This window comes from Pelagovum sp. HNIBRBA483 (assembly GCF_040931995.1).
Lineage (GTDB): Bacteria > Pseudomonadota > Alphaproteobacteria > Rhodobacterales > Rhodobacteraceae > JAEPMR01.
This window is the reverse complement of the sequence record NZ_CP162412.1, coordinates 353,717-370,569: the sequence shown is the minus strand read 5'-3', so window position 1 is coordinate 370,569 and position 16,853 is coordinate 353,717. Positions and strand designations below refer to the sequence as shown.

The 16,853-nt window shown below is 53.0% G+C and carries 18 protein-coding genes; 10 read left to right on the top strand and 8 right to left on the bottom strand.

The genetic code is table 11. The annotated features are described in order from the left end of the window. Positions 1-67: 67 nt before the first annotated feature. The 6 genes from pnp to AB1E42_RS01825 all read right to left on the bottom strand — a co-directional run bounded on the left by pnp (position 68) and on the right by AB1E42_RS01825 (position 5,783). Positions 68-2,200, bottom strand: coding sequence for a polyribonucleotide nucleotidyltransferase (gene pnp / locus AB1E42_RS01850; RefSeq protein WP_368345304.1), 2,133 nt, complete (start codon positions 2,198-2,200; stop codon positions 68-70). A 241-nt stretch (positions 2,201-2,441) separates the two neighbouring features. Further along, positions 2,442-2,711 carry a 30S ribosomal protein S15 gene (gene rpsO, locus AB1E42_RS01845; protein WP_368345303.1) on the bottom strand — a complete coding sequence of 90 codons (270 nt, stop codon included), beginning with the start codon at positions 2,709-2,711 and terminating at the stop codon, positions 2,442-2,444. Between the two features lie 151 nt (positions 2,712-2,862). Further along, positions 2,863-3,720 carry a calcium-binding protein gene (locus AB1E42_RS01840; protein WP_368345302.1) on the bottom strand — a complete coding sequence of 286 codons (858 nt, stop codon included), beginning with the start codon at positions 3,718-3,720 and terminating at the stop codon, positions 2,863-2,865. Between the two features lie 91 nt (positions 3,721-3,811). Beyond that, the gene (locus AB1E42_RS01835; protein WP_368345301.1) at positions 3,812-4,318 is read right to left on the bottom strand and encodes a DUF1643 domain-containing protein; all 507 of its coding nucleotides are present in this window, start codon (positions 4,316-4,318) and stop codon (positions 3,812-3,814) included. Beyond that, positions 4,315-5,229, bottom strand: coding sequence for a tRNA pseudouridine(55) synthase TruB (gene truB / locus AB1E42_RS01830; RefSeq protein WP_368345300.1), 915 nt, complete (start codon positions 5,227-5,229; stop codon positions 4,315-4,317). Before truB ends, AB1E42_RS01835 begins: the two co-directional genes overlap by 4 nt. Positions 5,230-5,261: 32 nt before the next feature. Then, the gene (locus AB1E42_RS01825) at positions 5,262-5,783 is read right to left on the bottom strand and encodes a phosphodiester glycosidase family protein (protein WP_368345299.1); all 522 of its coding nucleotides are present in this window, start codon (positions 5,781-5,783) and stop codon (positions 5,262-5,264) included. On the opposite strand from AB1E42_RS01825, the gene AB1E42_RS01820 reads away from it, so the two are divergent. Further along, a complete protein-coding gene (locus AB1E42_RS01820) occupies positions 5,775-5,996 on the top strand; it encodes a hypothetical protein (RefSeq protein WP_368345298.1) in 222 nt (73 codons plus the stop codon). The genes AB1E42_RS01825 and AB1E42_RS01820 overlap by 9 nt on opposite strands. A 29-nt stretch (positions 5,997-6,025) precedes the next feature. Here AB1E42_RS01820 and rbfA read toward each other — a convergent pair whose 3' ends face one another. Continuing rightward, on the bottom strand, positions 6,026-6,424 hold the full coding sequence (rbfA, locus tag AB1E42_RS01815) for a 30S ribosome-binding factor RbfA (RefSeq protein ID WP_368345297.1): 399 nt from the start codon (positions 6,422-6,424) through the stop codon (positions 6,026-6,028). Positions 6,425-6,505: 81 nt separating this feature from the next. Between rbfA and dapB the strand changes: the two genes are divergently transcribed. Continuing rightward, positions 6,506-7,315, top strand: a complete 810-nt coding sequence (gene dapB / locus AB1E42_RS01810) for a 4-hydroxy-tetrahydrodipicolinate reductase (protein ID WP_368345296.1) — start codon at positions 6,506-6,508, stop codon at positions 7,313-7,315. 71 nt (positions 7,316-7,386) lie between these two features. After that, on the top strand, positions 7,387-7,761 hold the full coding sequence (locus AB1E42_RS01805; protein ID WP_368345295.1) for a dihydrodipicolinate reductase: 375 nt from the start codon (positions 7,387-7,389) through the stop codon (positions 7,759-7,761). 13 nt (positions 7,762-7,774) lie between these two features. Here AB1E42_RS01805 and AB1E42_RS01800 read toward each other — a convergent pair whose 3' ends face one another. Continuing rightward, a complete protein-coding gene (locus AB1E42_RS01800; protein ID WP_368345294.1) occupies positions 7,775-7,951 on the bottom strand; it encodes a DUF1674 domain-containing protein in 177 nt (58 codons plus the stop codon). Between the two features lie 67 nt (positions 7,952-8,018). Between AB1E42_RS01800 and AB1E42_RS01795 the strand changes: the two genes are divergently transcribed. The 7 genes from AB1E42_RS01795 (at position 8,019) to AB1E42_RS01765 (ending at position 16,849) form a co-directional block, all read left to right on the top strand. Then, entirely contained in the window at positions 8,019-9,290 is a 1,272-nt protein-coding gene (locus AB1E42_RS01795; RefSeq protein ID WP_368345293.1) for an RsmB/NOP family class I SAM-dependent RNA methyltransferase, read from the top strand. A gap of 141 nt (positions 9,291-9,431) precedes the next feature. Further along, positions 9,432-11,111 (top strand): heparinase II/III family protein, encoded by a 1,680-nt coding sequence (locus AB1E42_RS01790; protein ID WP_368345292.1) that lies wholly within the window; start codon positions 9,432-9,434, stop codon positions 11,109-11,111. Positions 11,112-11,124: 13 nt separating this feature from the next. Continuing rightward, a complete protein-coding gene (gene purH, locus AB1E42_RS01785; RefSeq protein ID WP_368345291.1) occupies positions 11,125-12,714 on the top strand; it encodes a bifunctional phosphoribosylaminoimidazolecarboxamide formyltransferase/IMP cyclohydrolase in 1,590 nt (529 codons plus the stop codon). Positions 12,715-12,730: 16 nt separating this feature from the next. Beyond that, on the top strand, positions 12,731-13,216 hold the full coding sequence (lspA, locus tag AB1E42_RS01780; protein ID WP_368345290.1) for a signal peptidase II: 486 nt from the start codon (positions 12,731-12,733) through the stop codon (positions 13,214-13,216). 85 nt (positions 13,217-13,301) lie between these two features. Further along, on the top strand, positions 13,302-13,718 hold the full coding sequence (locus AB1E42_RS01775) for a DUF3035 domain-containing protein (protein ID WP_368345289.1): 417 nt from the start codon (positions 13,302-13,304) through the stop codon (positions 13,716-13,718). 102 nt (positions 13,719-13,820) lie between these two features. Next, on the top strand, positions 13,821-15,680 hold the full coding sequence (gene mutL, locus AB1E42_RS01770) for a DNA mismatch repair endonuclease MutL (RefSeq protein WP_368345288.1): 1,860 nt from the start codon (positions 13,821-13,823) through the stop codon (positions 15,678-15,680). Then, positions 15,677-16,849, top strand: coding sequence for a DNA recombination protein RmuC (locus AB1E42_RS01765; RefSeq protein ID WP_368345287.1), 1,173 nt, complete (start codon positions 15,677-15,679; stop codon positions 16,847-16,849). The genes mutL and AB1E42_RS01765 overlap by 4 nt, the downstream gene beginning before the upstream one ends. Positions 16,850-16,853: the final 4 nt, after the last annotated feature.

The following is a 16,853-nucleotide window of genomic DNA, read 5'->3' as shown; positions in this document are numbered from 1 at the left end:
TAGGAGTCTGCCAAAAGAAAAGGCCCAGCAAACAGCTGGGCCAATTCAACTCTACAACTGAAGAAGATTACTCGGACTCTTCTTCGTTCTTTGCTTCTTCGCCGGTTTCCTGGTCTACGACTTTCATCGAAAGACGAACTTTGCCACGGTCATCGAAGCCCAGAAGCTTAACCCAAACTTCCTGACCCTCTTTCAAGACGTCAGATGGATGATTGAGGCGCCGGTTTTCAATCTGGCTCACATGAACCAAACCGTCGCGCTTGCCGAAGAAGTTCACAAAAGCTCCGAAATCGACAAGTTTCACCACTTTGCCGCGGTAGATCTTGCCCTCTTCCGGCTCTGCCACGATCGAGTAGATCATGTCATAGGCTTTCTTGATTGCCTCACCGTTCGGGGAAGCGATCTTGATGATGCCTTCGTCGTTAATGTCGACCTTTGCGCCCGAAACTTCAACGATTTCGCGGATCACTTTACCGCCCGAGCCAATCACCTCACGGATCTTGTCAGTTGGGATTTGCATTGTCTCGATGCGCGGAGCGTGAACGCTGAAATCGCCAGCTTCCGTCAGGGCCTTTGCCATCTCTCCGAGAATGTGCATCCGCCCGCGCTTTGCTTGGTCGAGCGCTTTTTCCATAATTTCAGGGGTGATGCCGGCAACCTTGATGTCCATCTGGAGCGAGGTAATGCCGTTTTCCGTCCCTGCTACTTTGAAGTCCATATCGCCGAGATGGTCTTCATCGCCGAGGATGTCGGTCAACACCGCGTAAGAGCCGTCATCTTCAAGGACGAGGCCCATTGCGACGCCTGCGACCGGCGCTTTGAGCGGTACACCTGCATCCATCATGGACAACGAACCGCCACAGACAGACGCCATAGACGAGGATCCGTTGGATTCGGTGATCTCGGAGACAACGCGAATGGTGTACGGGAAGTCAGTCGCTGCTGGCAGGACCGCCTGAAGCGCACGCCATGCCAATTTACCATGTCCGATCTCACGGCGACCCGGAGGGCCAACGCGCCCAGCTTCACCAACCGAGTAGGGCGGGAAGTTGTAATGCAGCAGGAAGTTGGAACGGAAGTTTCCATGCAGCGCATCAATGATCTGTTCGTCGTCACCGGTGCCAAGCGTGGTCACAACCAAGCCCTGCGTTTCGCCACGGGTGAAAAGTGCCGAGCCGTGCGTCCGCGGAAGTAGGCCGGTTTCGCAGACGATCGAACGCACTTCATCGAGCGCACGTCCGTCGATACGCTTTCCGTCCTTGACCACTGTGCTTCTAAGTACAGTGGACTCGAGTTTCTTGAGCGCGGAGCCGAGATTTGCATCTTCAAGCTGCTCCTCGGACAAGCTCGCCTTGATTTGCTCTTTCGCCGCAGCGACAGCCGTCTGACGCGCCTGCTTGTCAAGGATAGCATATGCTTCGCGCATTTGCGCTTCGCCAGCAGCCTTCACAGCCTCAAATAGCTCGGAATAGTCTGGAGGGGTGAAATCAAACGGCTCTTTTGCACTGTCTTCGGCCAGGCCAATGATTAGATCAATCACCGGCTGAATCTGTTCATGCGCGAATGTGACTGCGCCCAGCATTTCTGCTTCAGACAATTCGTATGCTTCGGACTCGACCATCATGACCGCTTCCTTGGTGCCCGCAACAACGAGATCAAGGCGCTGCTCAGGGTTGTTGCGCAAGCCCTGCATATCATCAACGGTCGGGTTCAAAATGTATTCACCATCTTCGAAACCGACGCGGCAACCCGCGATCGGCCCCATGAACGGCGCACCCGAAATCGTCAAAGCTGCGGAAGCTGCAATCATCGCAACGATGTCAGGGTCGTTAACCAGATCGTGGCTCAATACCGTACACATCACTAGCACTTCATTCTTGAAACCAGGAACAAAGAGTGGGCGGATCGGACGGTCAATCAGACGTGCAGTCAGGGTTTCTTTCTCGGTCGGGCGTGCTTCCCGCTTAAAAAAGCCGCCTGGAACTTTGCCCGCTGCGTAGTATTTCTCTTGATAATGGACCGTCAGCGGGAAGAAGTCCTGCCCCGGCTTCGGCTCCTTTGCAAACGTGACGTTCGCCATCACGCTTGTTTCGCCGAGAGTCGCGATAACCGACCCGTCGGCTTGGCGGGCAACTTTGCCCGTTTCCAGTGTCAGCGTTTCTTCGCCCCACTGGATGGATTTTTTTACTTCATTAAACATCATCGTATCCTGTCGGAGAGCACTCCCGGGCGTTCCCGGGTCTCTCATTTCATTGGTAGCCCCATTGCCACCGACCCTTCCATCATCTCATGCGCCAGGGTCTAAGGCGTCACGTTCCAGATGGCGGGGCCATACAGGAGTTTGAGAAAAAGGAAAAGAAAAAGCTTTGTGCTGTAAAAGTGCTAAATGAAAAACGCCCGCTCGAACGAGCGGGCGCTTCAAGTCAAAACGACAAATCTTCTTAGCGACGAATGCCAAGACGCTTGATGAGGTCCTGATAGCGTGCCTCATCTTTGCCTTTGACATAGTCGAGAAGCTTACGGCGCTGAGCAACCATCTTCAGAAGGCCACGGCGACCGTGGTTGTCCTTCTTGTGGGTCTTAAAGTGCTCGGTCAGCGTCGAAATCCGCGACGTCAGAATGGCGACCTGAACTTCGGGCGAACCAGTATCGCCTTCTTTCGTGCCAAAGTCTTTGATCAGTCGGGCTTTTTCTTCTGCAGTAATCGACATCGAGGGCTCCTTTCAGAACAAAGGGTTATGGCGCAAGCCGGGATGTCGTCCAGCAAGGCCCGTGGAGATTTCGAATCCGGCTCCGGATGCGAAGCTGTTCCTTTAAAAGAGATTAGTGAATTTTAAAAGAAATTTCTGTCGTTCCTCCATTCTAAGCGGATCGAACGAACGAAATATCGGACGCTTCAAGATATGAAGTATTTGTTACAAGGAGTGCTAAGTGCCCATCCAAGAGGAGCGCGCTTCCATTTCCTTGTGCTACTATTTCGATTTTTGGGGGTTCGAGATCCGGCAGTAAGGCAATTTCGATCGCATCCACACCCTTTTCAAAATCGTCAATTTGCGCGGGATTTGCACCGTCATTTAGAGTGATATCGATGATGAATAAGTCAGCTTCGGTCCCCCCACTCATAACATCTTTCATGCCTCCAACGAGAATATCATTCCCGGAGCCACCATTGAGAAAATCGCGTTCGGGAGAAATCTCATCGGTCTTTCCGTCCAAGACATCATGACTGGCTCCGCCAAACAACACATCTTCACCCGCTCCTCCGACGAGGTAGTCCTGACCCAAATAGCCGGACAACGAATCTTCACCTGGCCCGCCGAAGAGCGAGTCCTTGCCGTCGCCGCCTACAAGTTCATCATCTCCGTTTCCGCCGAAAAGCTGATCATTGCCAGTATGTCCGATTAGGAAATCATCACCGCTTCCACCATTTATGAAATCACTTCCCGGACCTCCATGCAGGATGTCACTTCCGCCGCCGCCCGAAATTAGGTCATCACCCTCAAATCCATCGAGATATTGTTCGCCATCCCCCTTTTCTAAGACGTCATCGGCTTCCGTCCCGAAGAAAAATGCCTCTTCAGAATCGCGTTCAGCCTCATTCCTTTCGCTATCTTTTAACGCGACGGTATCGTCAGAGTCATTTTCGGAATCAGGAATAGGATCTGGCAAAAAAGCCATCCCCATCAAACCGAGACAAAGAAGGGACAACATAGCTAGCATGGGTACACCCCCTTGAAGCTGCGTTTTCAGCGAGGGGGTCAGATTATCAGAATGCACTGCGTTAACCTTGCAATTTCGATAACAGGGTTAACTACTCCCAGGCCTCTAATTCGCGCCGATAGGATATGTACAGAGGGTGTTTTGGGTGACCGTCTTTCGTGAGCCCCAGATGCAAGAGGGTGAAATCTTTTTCCCGCAACATGGCTTCAACGAACTGCCCGCGCCCGTGCAGCGAGCCATGCACTCCCCATGCACAGACGATATGATCCGCCCAAAGAGCACTTTCAATAATGCTCTCGTCGTTCTCTGGGCCAACGGGATCACTGGTTGCTCGTAGGTCCTTCGGATCGGTCGCCCGCCAAGCAAAGATATTTGCCACCCTGAACCCACCGAAACCGAGTGCGCGGGCGCGCCGCTCACAACGCTCAACGGTGGGATCGTTCTGAGCTTCAGTCGCAGTGGAGGGATTCAACATGATAAAGACCGCTCGCTTTCCGCGCGGGTCCCAAATACGGGTCAGCATGAAACGATAACGTTCACAATCCGAATACCAAGCCTCAGAATGTGCGTCGCCCTTCTGAAACGACTTGATGATCATTCGTCGGCTTTCACGAACACCCTATTAGGATGAATTTCTCCAGAGCGGTAGATGCCTACGGCCACCGGTTCCCCTTGATGACTGACCCAACATTCGTCACCGTATCCAACCGATGAAGCGATCACCCTAGCGGGATTTCCATTGCGAAGCTTTTGCACATTATCCGCCGCCACGATTACTTCTGGCAGACCTTGTAGACCCTCCTGAATGGGTCGCAGATAACTATCAATTTCGGACGTCTTTGCCAAACGATCTACAGTTTCCATATCTACAGCTTCGTCTGCTCGGAACGAACCGGACCAAATGCGCCGAAGCTCCCTAACGTGCCCCAAACACCCCAAACTCCCTCCGAGGTCCCTCGCTATAGAGCGCACATAACCACCTTTGCCGCATACCAGCTCGAACCGCGCATGATCCTCATCAGGCCTGTCGATTAAAACGAGTGACTCAACCCATAGCGGTCGCGCAGCAAGTTGTAGATCGTGACCGTCACGCGCCATTTTGTATGCTCGTTGCCCATCCACCTTCACAGCCGAGAAAATCGGCGGCACTTGCATAATCTCACCAACAAAAGATCCCAACGCGGATTTGATTGCGTCGTCTGACGGGCGCAATGCGGATTCCCCAATCACCTCGCCTTCAGCGTCATCTGTATTCGTGGACTGGCCAAAGCGTACCGTGAATTCATATGCTTTCAAGCATTCTGATACATATGGGACGGTTTTAGTGGCCTCGCCCAGTGCAACGGCTAGCACCCCAGTGGCATCAGGATCCAACGTCCCAGCGTGACCAGCTTTCTGCGCATCAAAGGCCCACCTAACCTTATTAACGACTGCCGTGGATGTGATCCCTGCCGGTTTGTCGACGATGAGCCAACCAGAGATATTTCGGCCTTTCCGTCTACGCGCCATGGAGCCCTCGAACCGCTTGAAAGATATGCCGATTATCTTTCGCGTTCATTGCCGTCAAGATTTGCTCCTCCGATGACAGCAACAATTGGCCCGACCGGCAAACCAAAATTCGTCCGCCCCAGCTGAGTAGAATGGAACTTAGAAATGTTTCCATCGAAATACAGTGCGTGCAAGAAACCAAGGCCATCGCGAAAGAAACGTGCAAAATCATAAAAATTTACGGGCGACTGCGAAATTGCGAACGTTGCTCTTTTCCCATCAGGATCGGCACCGACACCGTTTCGAACAAACCGAGATGTTCCATTCGGGATGAGTCTCGGATGAAGCTCTCCTTCCAGTACCAATAGAGGGCCGGACTGAGTAGCGTCCCGACAAACGACATTAGAAAGATTAAAGGTTCTGCTCTCGAAAATGCGTACGCTTCTATCAGTGATGCAGAGCACGCCGTTCGGCAGCATGCCGAAGTTTCCTGGCCCTTCGCTCAGAACCAGTGGAGAAATCACCTTGCCCGTCTCTTGGTAGAGCCCGACTGGGCTGCGGTCAGGATGAAACATACCAGCGTTCATCGCAAAGTGGACTTTTCTGGGCGCTACATGCTCAACCAGTCTCTGGAACGTACCAATGACACCGTCCCCATCACGCAGGAACAAGCGCAAATCATCTTCGCCGGGGTCAATGTCACATACTTCGTAGGAATTGCCCTCGAAGTCATGAACGCGACACTCGAGTGCAGTGCCTGGCACCGCGAGAATGACGGAGAAAACTAACCCCCATCCAACTCGCAGGGCAAACGGCCTCAATCGTCAAGATCCTGACGAACGTGATCTTCTGACAAAAGTCTCCGCGTCTCATCCATCCGGTCGAAGGTTTCGTCGATTTCGAAGCGAAGATCAGGCGCATATTTCAATCTAATGCCCTTGCTCACCAGTCGGCGCAGCTCAGCCTTGTTTTTGCGAAGGGCCGTCAATGCCTCTTGCTTCTTGTCACCTCCAAGCGGAAGAACAAAAACTGTCGCGTGTTTCAAATCGGGTGAACAGCGCACTTCGCCTACAGTAATCGACATGCGCCCCAGATCAGGGTCGTGCACGTCCCCTCGTGCAAGCACATCTGAAAGCGACCGGCGAATAAGTTCACCTACCCGAAGCTGTCGCTGCGAAGGCGCTCCCGCCAATGTATCAAATCTTTTCTTTGTCATATTGTCCATTTATGCGGCTTCGAGGCTCTTGCCAAGCGAAGCTATGACGTGCACCCAGAAGATAACAGAAACGAGGGCAACATGACAGAACAGCCAGGTATCGTGGTAACGGGCGTTTCGGGCCGGATGGGTCAAATGCTAATCAAGACGATTACCGCATCCGAAAAAGTGAAGCTTGTCGGTGCGCTTGAGCGTACCGGACATGAATGGATCGGCAAAGACGTCGGAATAGCAATGGGCGGCGCGCCCTTGGGAGTGCAAGTTTCTGACGACCCGCTTGAAGCCTTTGCTCGTGCGCAAGCTATCATTGATTTCACGGCCCCCTCTGCCACTGTGGAATATGCTGCACTCGCGGCTCAGGCGCGCGCAGTCCATGTGATTGGAACAACTGGATTATCGGATGATGATCTTGCCGCTATTAGCGCAGCGGCAAGGCACGCAGTCATCGTTCGGGCAGGGAACATGTCCCTTGGTGTAAATCTTCTTGTACAACTCACCAAGAAGGTTGCAGCGGTTCTAGACGAAGACTTCGACATAGAGATTATCGAAGCCCATCACAATATGAAGGTGGATGCCCCCTCAGGAACGGCTCTAATGCTTGGAGAGGCCGCAGCCGAGGGCAGAGGAAAGAACCTGAAAGATATTTCTGACAGTGGGCGCGATGGAATCACCGGAGCAAGAAAGCGCGGCGATATCGGTTTCACATCCATTCGCGGTGGTGACATTGTTGGCGAGCACGACGTCCTTTTTGCGGCGGCAGGCGAAAGAATTACACTTCGCCACGTTGCGACTGATCGTGCACTCTTTGCGCGAGGGGCACTGAGGGCGGCGATATGGGGGCAGGGGCAACCACCAGGGGAGTACTCAATGATGGATGTTCTTGGTCTTTGAGAACCCGCCAAGACTTAAAGTGAACCATTTCAGGCCTACCGTCGTACTCACTCAGAAGGCGAGGGTATGACATGGAACACCTTAAAACAGCGCTCATCAGCTCTTTTGCAATATGGTTATCTACACCCGCAACCGCTTCGAATGACTTCGTTCCAATCTATGAAAAGGCCAAATTCGAAGAATTGGTTGTCGGCAGAACGTTGAGGCTCGGGTTGTTCGGCGTGGAACTAACCGTATCAAATGATGGGACAATCGCAGGAAAGGCCATCGGCTCTGAGGTATCAGGAACCTGGTCTTGGGAAGACGGCTTGTTCTGCCGCACCATGGATTGGTCTGGATACGAGATCGAATACAATTGCCAGTTGGTAGAGGCGTCAGCCGATCAAAAGGTACGCTTCACTGTCGACGGTGGGAAGGGGCGCTCCGGCACGTTCTCCATCCGATAAAACCGGAAATTAACTAGAAATCGACCGCGATACCCTTTTTTTCCCAGTCCCCAAAACGAACAGGCTCGGGCCCATCACGTCCGCCAAGTTCCGGCGGAAGCTGAGCATCCCCCATTGCTCTGCGACGCTCTTCTGCCTCTTTGAGCGCTCTTTTTGCGGCTTCAGGTAATTCTTTGGACAGTTTGCTCAAAACCACATTCCTTGTTCCTCATCTAACAGTGATATACGGCGGCATAACAAATGCTCAAGAGGATCAAATGTCCCAGAATGGTCTCGCACCGCGACGCACGGCGCACTTCATCCTGAACAAGATAACCGGCGAAGAGTTACTTTTCTCGGAACTTGTGTCGGAGGGAGTGCTTGCGGGACTATCATCCGAAGATCGGGCGCGTGCACAACGGCTGGCACTCGACACCCTCCGCGCGATGGACAGAGCCGACCGGATGCTCAAGCCCTTTCTAAAAAAGCAGCCGCCATTGTCAGTGAAAAACGCACTCAGGCTCGGAACGATCGAAATCTGGGCGAATGGAGAAGCCGCGCACGGAGTCGTCAATGCATGCGTGGAAATGGTTGGCGCGTCAAAAAAAACCGCCTCGATGAAGGGGCTCGTGAATGCCGTTCTGAGAAAGATAGCTCAAGAGCGGCCCGGCGCTTGGGAACGGCTGCCCGAACCGCGCGTACCGGATTGGCTGCGCCAACCGTTGATTTCCGCTTGGGGGAAACAAGCAATCACTGGGATCGAGCGCGCGCACTTCCGAGGCGCACCGTTGGATATATCCGCAAAAATTGATCCGGCAAAAGTCGCGGCTCAATTGGGAGGGCTGATACTGCCAACAGGATCTATCCGAATTTCAAAGCCTGGGCAGATTTCAGATCTCCCAGGGTATGCTGAGGGGGATTGGTGGGTTCAAGACGCAGCCGCGGCTATTCCTGTAAAATTGCTCGCACCGGAAGCAGGTGAAAAAATCCTCGATCTCTGCGCTGCGCCAGGCGGCAAAACCATGCAGCTGGCCGCCTCTGGCGCGCAGGTAACAGCCGTCGACATCTCCAAATCTCGCCTCCAAAAAATGGAAGACAACCTAGCCAGAACAGGACTTTCTGCGAGATGCGTCGCCGCGGAAGCGACAGAATTCAACGAGACTGGCTTTGACGCCGTACTCGTGGACGCCCCATGCTCTGCTACAGGCACAATTCGCCGACACCCCGACTTACCATACGCAAAAGACGGGAGCGATTTTGCGTTTCTTATCAGTCAACAAAGTTCAATTCTCGATCATGCACTTTCGCTTGTTAAGCCAGGGGGACGGCTCGTTTTCTGTACATGCTCGCTGCTACCGGACGAAGGAGAGATCCAGACTGAAGAAGCCCTTCAGCGCAACAATGATCTCGTGGTCGAGCAACCGGACTTTCGGGGCCTCGAACCAGATTGGGTTTCTGAGGAAGGCGGAATCCGCTTGCGACCCGACTTTTGGTCAGAGTTGGGCGGAATGGATGGCTTTTACGCGGTGCGGTTTCGAAAGCCGGCGTGACAGACCACAACTTGCCTCCTATCATGACGCTAAAAATTCATATGATAGGGAAGAGGCTCTGGCGCATTGAGCGGGTTCGAAAAACTCTCTGAGAGTTGGGTGGTCTTGGGCCACAGGTTGGCCGCGAGACGGGCCGCCAAAGTGCGAATTCCGACCAGTTTCGTGACGCAACCCGAACCAAGAACAATCGGTATATATGCGCGAGGCAGACAGCTTCTGGCCGGCAACTTTCTTTTTGCCGGAACGCTTATCGAAGCTCCTGATCGCTCAATCTGGGAACTATCAAGCCAAGCCGCAGAAGTTAACGAGATCATCCACGGTTTCACATGGCTCGACGATCTAGCCGCTGTCGGCGATGCGAATGCCCGCGCACATGCTCAAAAGTGGGTACAGGAATGGATTTCACTGTTCGGCAGTGCAAAAGGGCCAGGTTGGACGCCAAGCCTCGCGGGCCGACGCCTGATACGCTGGATAAATCATGGTATATTTCTCCTCAAAGGGAGTGATCAGGTCCAATCAGAACGCTTCTTCCTGAGCCTTACACAACAAACCATTTTCCTCTCCAAGCGCTGGCACAAAGCTCGAACTGGATTACCGCGGTTTGAAGCCCTTTGCGGGGTCATTTACGCCAGCCTGTCACTTTCCGGCATGGCAAGTCACGCGCGAGAAGCGATCGAGATTCTTGCAAAAGATTGCGAAAAACAGATCGGTGCTGACGGCGGCATCATCTCCCGCAATCCTGAGGAATTGCTCGAAGTCTTTGCACTTCTGAACTGGGTGGTCATCGCCTTGAATGGTGCTGGATTAACAGCACCAGCCCCCATCTGTAGCGCCCTCGAAAGGATTGCTCCTGCGCTCAGGGCAGTGCGGCATACAGACGGCGGGCTTGCGCGATTCCATGGGGGCGGTCGCGGCATCGAGGGACGACTCGATCATGCGCTATCGACTTCAGGGATCCCGACACTCCCTTCGGCCCAGCTTTACATGGGCTTCGCAAGGCTAGCGGCTGGGCGCACATCCCTCGTGCTTGATAGCGCCTCGCCCCCATCTGGAACTGCAAGCCACAATGCCCACGCATCGACTTTGGCATTTGAGCTTTCGTCAGGGCGGCGACAACTCATAGTCAATTGCGGATCTGGAGTGGTTTTCGGGCAAGATTGGCGCCGGGCGGGGCGCGCGACGGTTAGTCATTCGACACTTTCGATTGATGGCTTTTCCTCTTCACGACTTGCGCCCGGCAACAGGGTACGCGGGATCACCCGAGAGTACTTGATCGAGGTACCGGACAAGGTCCCAGCAGAGTTCACGCCGTTATCGGATGGCAGAAGACTTGAAGCGGCTCATAACGGTTACCAGCGCACCCACGGGTTAACTCATGCTCGAACCTTGGATATGTCGTCGGATGGCAGAGCAATCTCCGGAGAGGACCTTCTTACAACATTATCAAAATCCGACCGAGCAATTTTCGATTCAGCAATGGATCGCGAGGAGAGCCTAGGCATTCCTTTCACGATTCGCTTTCATTTGCATCCGGAGGTCCTTTCGTCGCTAGATCTTGGTGGAAGCGCTATTTCTCTGACTTTGAGGAGTGGGGAAATCTGGATTTTCCGCCATGATAGCAAAGCCGAAATGAGGATTGAGCCCTCAGTATACCTAGAAAACGGGCGGCTAAGACCTCGCGAAGCTGAACAGGTGGTTTTATCTGGCCGCGCAATGTCCTATTCGACACGCGTGCGCTGGTCGCTTTCGAAGGCACAGGATACCCCGACCGCCCTACGGGACTTCCTTCAAAAAGATCAGCCAGACACTGATGTGCCCTGACCCAGAGGATTCCATGACTGATTTGTACCCCGTGCGCCGCGCCCTTCTGTCTGTTTCGGACAAAACAGGTTTGGTCGATCTCGCAACCCGACTTGCCTCTCGGGGTATAGAACTCCTTTCAACAGGCGGCTCCGCAAGAACATTACGGGACGCTGGACTGGACGTAAAAGACGTGTCGGAGATCACTGGCTTCCCAGAAATGATGGACGGCCGTGTCAAAACCCTGCACCCGATGGTGCACGGTGGGCTTCTTGCGCTTAGAGATAAGCCCGCCCATGTCGCCGCGATGCAGGATCACGGCATCAAAGGCATCGATCTCCTTGTAGTGAACCTCTACCCGTTTGAAGCAACGGTGAAGAAAGGAGCTGACTACGACGAATGCATCGAAAACATAGATATTGGCGGGCCTGCCATGATACGGGCGGGAGCTAAAAACCATGCTTTTGTAAACGTTGTCGTGGATATTGAAGACTACGAACCACTCATCGCTGAGCTCGATCAGAATGAAGGCCAAACGTCGCTTTCATTCCGTAAATATCTTGCTCAGAATGCCTATGCGAGAACGGCCGCCTACGATGCCGCAGTCTCGAACTGGATGGCTGATGCCATTGGCAATGCGACTCCACGCAGACGAACCTTTTCAGGGACCTTCGCGCAGAGCCTTCGTTATGGCGAAAATCCGCATCAGTCAGCCTCATTTTACACGACAGATTCAGATCGGGAGGGTGTTGCGACAGCTGTTCAACATCAAGGCAAAGAGTTATCTTACAACAACATAAACGATACTGATGCAGCTTTTGAATTGGTAGCAGAATTTCCGGCCGCCGAAGGACCAGTCTGCGCGATTATCAAACACGCAAACCCTTGTGGCGTTGCGCGGGGCGACTCCCTACTGCAAGCCTATAAGTCTGCCTTCGACTGCGACCGGACTTCTGCCTTTGGTGGTATTGTCGCCTTCAACCAACCCCTAGATGCCGAAACAGCACGCGAAATTATCAATATTTTTACTGAAGTCGTCATCGCGCCCGGTGCAACGCAAGAGGCCCGCGAGATTTTCGCAACCAAGAAGAACCTTCGGCTATTGACGACCAATACCCTGCCTAACCCGCGCTCCGCTTCCATGAACATCCGCCAAGTCGCCGGCGGAATGCTTCTACAGGATAAAGACAACGGCGCTTTGTCACTCGACGATCTGAAGGTCGTTTCGAAAAAAGCTCCATCCGATCAGGAGCTTTCGGATATGTTATTTGCATGGAAAGTTGCCAAGCATGTGAAATCCAACGCAATCGTCTATGTGAAGGATGCGGTGACAGTGGGTGTAGGCGCAGGTCAAATGAGCCGAGTTGATAGCACCCGTATCGCAGCACAGAAAGCAATGGATATGGCTGAGGTTCTTGGACTTCCTTCACCGCTGACAAAAGGGTCGGTCGTTGCTTCCGACGCCTTCTTCCCGTTCCCTGATGGTCTATTAACAGCAGCAAACGCAGGAGCGACCGCCGTAATCCAGCCCGGTGGCTCCATGCGTGACGATGACGTCATTAGCGCGGCTGACGAAGCTGGTATTGCAATGGTGTTTACCGGCATGCGCCATTTCCGGCACTAATTGGAGAGGAAGAGTGATGCGCATTACGCTCTGGACAAGCCTGTCAGTCTTCCTCGCCGACCAGATAAGTAAACTCATTGTCGTGCAATTTCTTAATCTAAAGGATATTGGCGCCATTGATGTTTTCCCACCGTTCTTTCAGCTGCGCATGGCATGGAACACGGGGGTAAACTTTGGCTTGTTCTCTAGCTTCGATATGAGGTGGGTGCTGGTGACCCTAGCATTGGTTATCACCGCCGCCGTGCTGTTCTGGGTAGGGCGGGATGGCGGGTCGAAGTGGGTATTCTTTTCTGCTGGTCTATTGGTGGGTGGCGCTATCGGAAATGTCATAGACCGTCTCATCTACGGGGCCGTTGCAGACTTCCTCAACTTCTCGTGCTGCGGTATTAACAATCCCTACGCTTTCAATGTGGCAGATATAGCCGTCTTCGGAGGCGCAATTGGTCTTGTCCTTTTCCATTCCGACAATGAGCACCCCAAAGAAAAGTCAAGACGGTCCTAACCTGGAGCGTTTTATCATAGGCAAAATCGAGTGACGCATCCGGATCAAACCAGTAGAAAGAGATGAAACTGACCGAGGGGTAAACATGATACGAGCTTCAACCATACTGCCTTTGATAGGGCTTTTGGCGCTCTCAGCATGCGGTGCAAGAGAAAATACAAGCTCTGGCCCTGACGAGTTCAGCGTGTTGCCCGCGCGCGCGCTCGAAATGCCTTCGGACTTTTCCTCCCTTCCCGAGCCTACGCCAGGTGCAGCAAACCTGACGGACCCAAATCCGCAAGGAGCCGCAGTTTCAGCTTTAGGCGGCAGGGCAAATCTGGTGCAAACCTCCTCCGGATCAGTTTCTGATTCCGCTTTGCTTTCGTCAATTTCAGCGACTGGCGCCGATGGTGCGCTATCCCTTTTGACTTCGAGCGGGCGCGGCAAAACGCTCGACTCCTACGCCGAATGGCTCCGTCTTCAAAATGCTGGAATAAGCGTGCCGCCCCCGCCATCCGGATAAACAAGGCGCGCGAGGTAGCTCTCTGTTAGTGAGGGCGCAGGACAGAGATCTTGCCGAATAATGCCTCGCAGAATCGCAACCTACCATGCTATAAGTTGGGGTATGGAGCAACAAAACCGCAACATCTCGGGGGTTCAACCAACTGCCACGAGACCGTCCATTCGACAGCTTGATGACGCAGCAATCAACAGGATTGCTGCCGGTGAAGTGGTGGAACGCCCCGCCTCTGCGGTCAAAGAACTCGTAGAAAATTCTCTAGACGCTGGAGCGACGCGTATCGAAGTTTCGATAGCCGATGGTGGCAAAACTCTCATCCGCGTCGTCGACGATGGTCATGGAATTGCTGCCAACGAGTTGCCATTGGCTCTATCACGGCATGCCACGTCAAAGATCGACGGTTCTGATCTCATCAACATCGCATCATTTGGGTTCCGTGGCGAAGCACTGCCTTCTCTGGGGGCGGTTGGAAGACTGGAAATTACGAGCCGAACTTCAGATGAGACTGCCGCGAGTATTTCAGTTGTCGGGGGTCAGGTCGCGCCCGTTCGGCCAGCCGCTCTTTCAAAAGGAACTGTGATAGAGCTGAGGGACCTTTTCTTTGCGACACCTGCGCGTTTGAAATTCTTGAGGTCAGATCGCGCGGAGAGCCAAGCCATTTCTGACACGCTGAAGCGGTTAGCAATGGCTCAACCCTATGTTACCTTTACCCTGCGCGACTGCTCTAACGGAAACGATAAGGTTGTATTCCGCGCCGATGCCGAAAACGGTGATCTCTTCGATGCCCTCCAGCATCGCCTTGCACAGATCATAGGCAAAGACTTTGCAGAAAATAGCCTGAAAGTAGACGCGCAAAGAGAGGGGTTCCACCTGTCTGGTTACGCGGCGCTTCCAACATATTCGAGGGGCGCGGCAGTAGCTCAGTTTTTCTTCGTCAATGGACGCCCTGTTCGGGATAAATTGCTGCTTGGTGCTCTAAGGGGAGCCTATAAGGATTTCATGAGCCGTGATCGTCATCCTGCGGCTGCACTCTTCATCGACTGCGCACCCTCATTGGTCGACGTCAATGTACATCCCGCGAAATCCGAAGTTCGATTTCGCGACCCAGGAATGGTGCGCGGCCTCATCGTTTCAGGCCTAAGGCATGCACTTTTGGAGGCCGGACATCGCTCATCGTCAACAGTAGCAGCTGCTACTCTTGGCTCGTTTCAGACAGAAAGCACCCAAGGCGCTCGGATCTATCAAATGGAGAGGAAAAGTAGTTTCTCTCGTCCCTACAATTTCCCCGAACAGCGCGTCAGCGATGATGCGGGGTTTGCCGAAATGGCCACTCCATCGGCGCGCGTAGAAAATTTTTCAGATAATTCTACACATGCCTCAACCAGCCTTCCGCTCGGAGCCGCACGCGCACAAATCCACGAGAACTACATCATTTCCCAAACCGAAACCGGCTTCATCATCGTTGACCAACATGCTGCACATGAACGCCTTGTTTATGAAAGGCTCAAGAAACAGATGTCGGAAAACGGCGTTCCATCTCAGTCTTTGTTGATCCCTGAAATTATTGAAATGACGGAGCAGGAATCCGCAAAACTTCTCGCGTTCAGCGATGAATTTTCGCAGTTGGGCCTCGTCATCGAACCCTTCGGAGGAAGTGCAATTGCTGTGAGGGAAACACCTGCAATCTTGGGGGAAATTAACGCGAAGAAGCTGGTTGAAGATATCTTGGATGAACTAATCGACCTGGATAATAGCAGTACCATTCAAACAAAAATTGAAGCAATTCTAAGCCGTGTGGCCTGTCACGGCTCAATCAGATCAGGGCGCCAGATGCGCGCAGAAGAAATGAATTCTTTGCTTCGTGAAATGGAGTCGACGCCCTTTTCAGGTCAGTGCAATCACGGCCGGCCCACATATGTCGAGCTGAAGCTCTCTGACATCGAGCGGCTATTTGGGCGCACATGATTTCAATTGGCGAAACCTCTCTCGATCTCAGCAATGCCCAAGATGTAGGCATCTTGCTGCTGTTCGTTCTGCCTGTAGTACTCGTCATTCTGCTCTTGCGCACAGGTCAGCGGGTTAGAAAGTCTAGCGAAGCGGTGATGCAGATGGCATCACAGATGAGTGGGCTAGGGCAGCGCGTTCAAAGCCTTTCAGACGGGCAGCAGCAGCTATTTGGTGGGCTGAACTCGGTTGCCGAGGCGCAGGCTCAACAGCAAAGCAAGACACTTCAATTGATGGAACAAAGGCTCAGCAGCGTCACCGAAGCGATGAACCAAAATCTTTCCAGTTCTGCCAGAAACACTGCCCAATCACTTGGCGAACTCCAGCAACGTCTCAAGACAATCGACAAAGCACAAGAAAACATCACAAAACTCTCAGGCGACGTTTTGTCGTTGCAGGATATCCTGTCAAACAAACAAACACGCGGAGCATTTGGCGAAATTCAGCTGAACGATATTGTCTCCAAAGCTCTACCAGCTGACAGCTATAATCTTCAGCACACACTATCAAACGGCAAGCGAGCGGACTGCCTGATCCAGTTGCCCAATCCACCTGGCTCTATTGTCATCGACAGTAAATTTCCGCTCGAACCTTATGAGCGACTTCGCAACGCTAAAACGGAGCAAGAGCTTTCTGTAGCAGCGCGTGAACTCAAAGCAGCGATCAGAGCACATATTCGAGCGATCTCGGAAAAATACATTATCGAGGGAGAGACAGCTGACGGCGCGCTAATGTTCCTTCCCTCCGAGGCTATTTACGCGGAACTTCACGCAAACTTCTCCGAAGTTGTTCGTGAGGGCTTCACTGCGAGAGTCTGGATTGTCTCTCCTACCACCTGCATGGCGACGCTGAATACGATGCGTGCGATTCTCAAGGATGCACGTATGCGTGAACAAGCCGGTGCTATCAGAAAAGAACTTGGTTTACTTTATCAGGACGTGGATCGCCTCGGACAACGGGTCGAAAATCTAGATCGTCACTTCGGGCAAGCCGCCAAAGATATCTCTGATATCAAAATAAGCGCTGAGAAGGCAGGAAAACGTGCCCGACGACTTGATAATTTCGATTTCGAAGAGCTCGCGCCTGAAACGGATGAGGCGATACTTCCGCTCACCCCACCCCAAAAGTAAAACT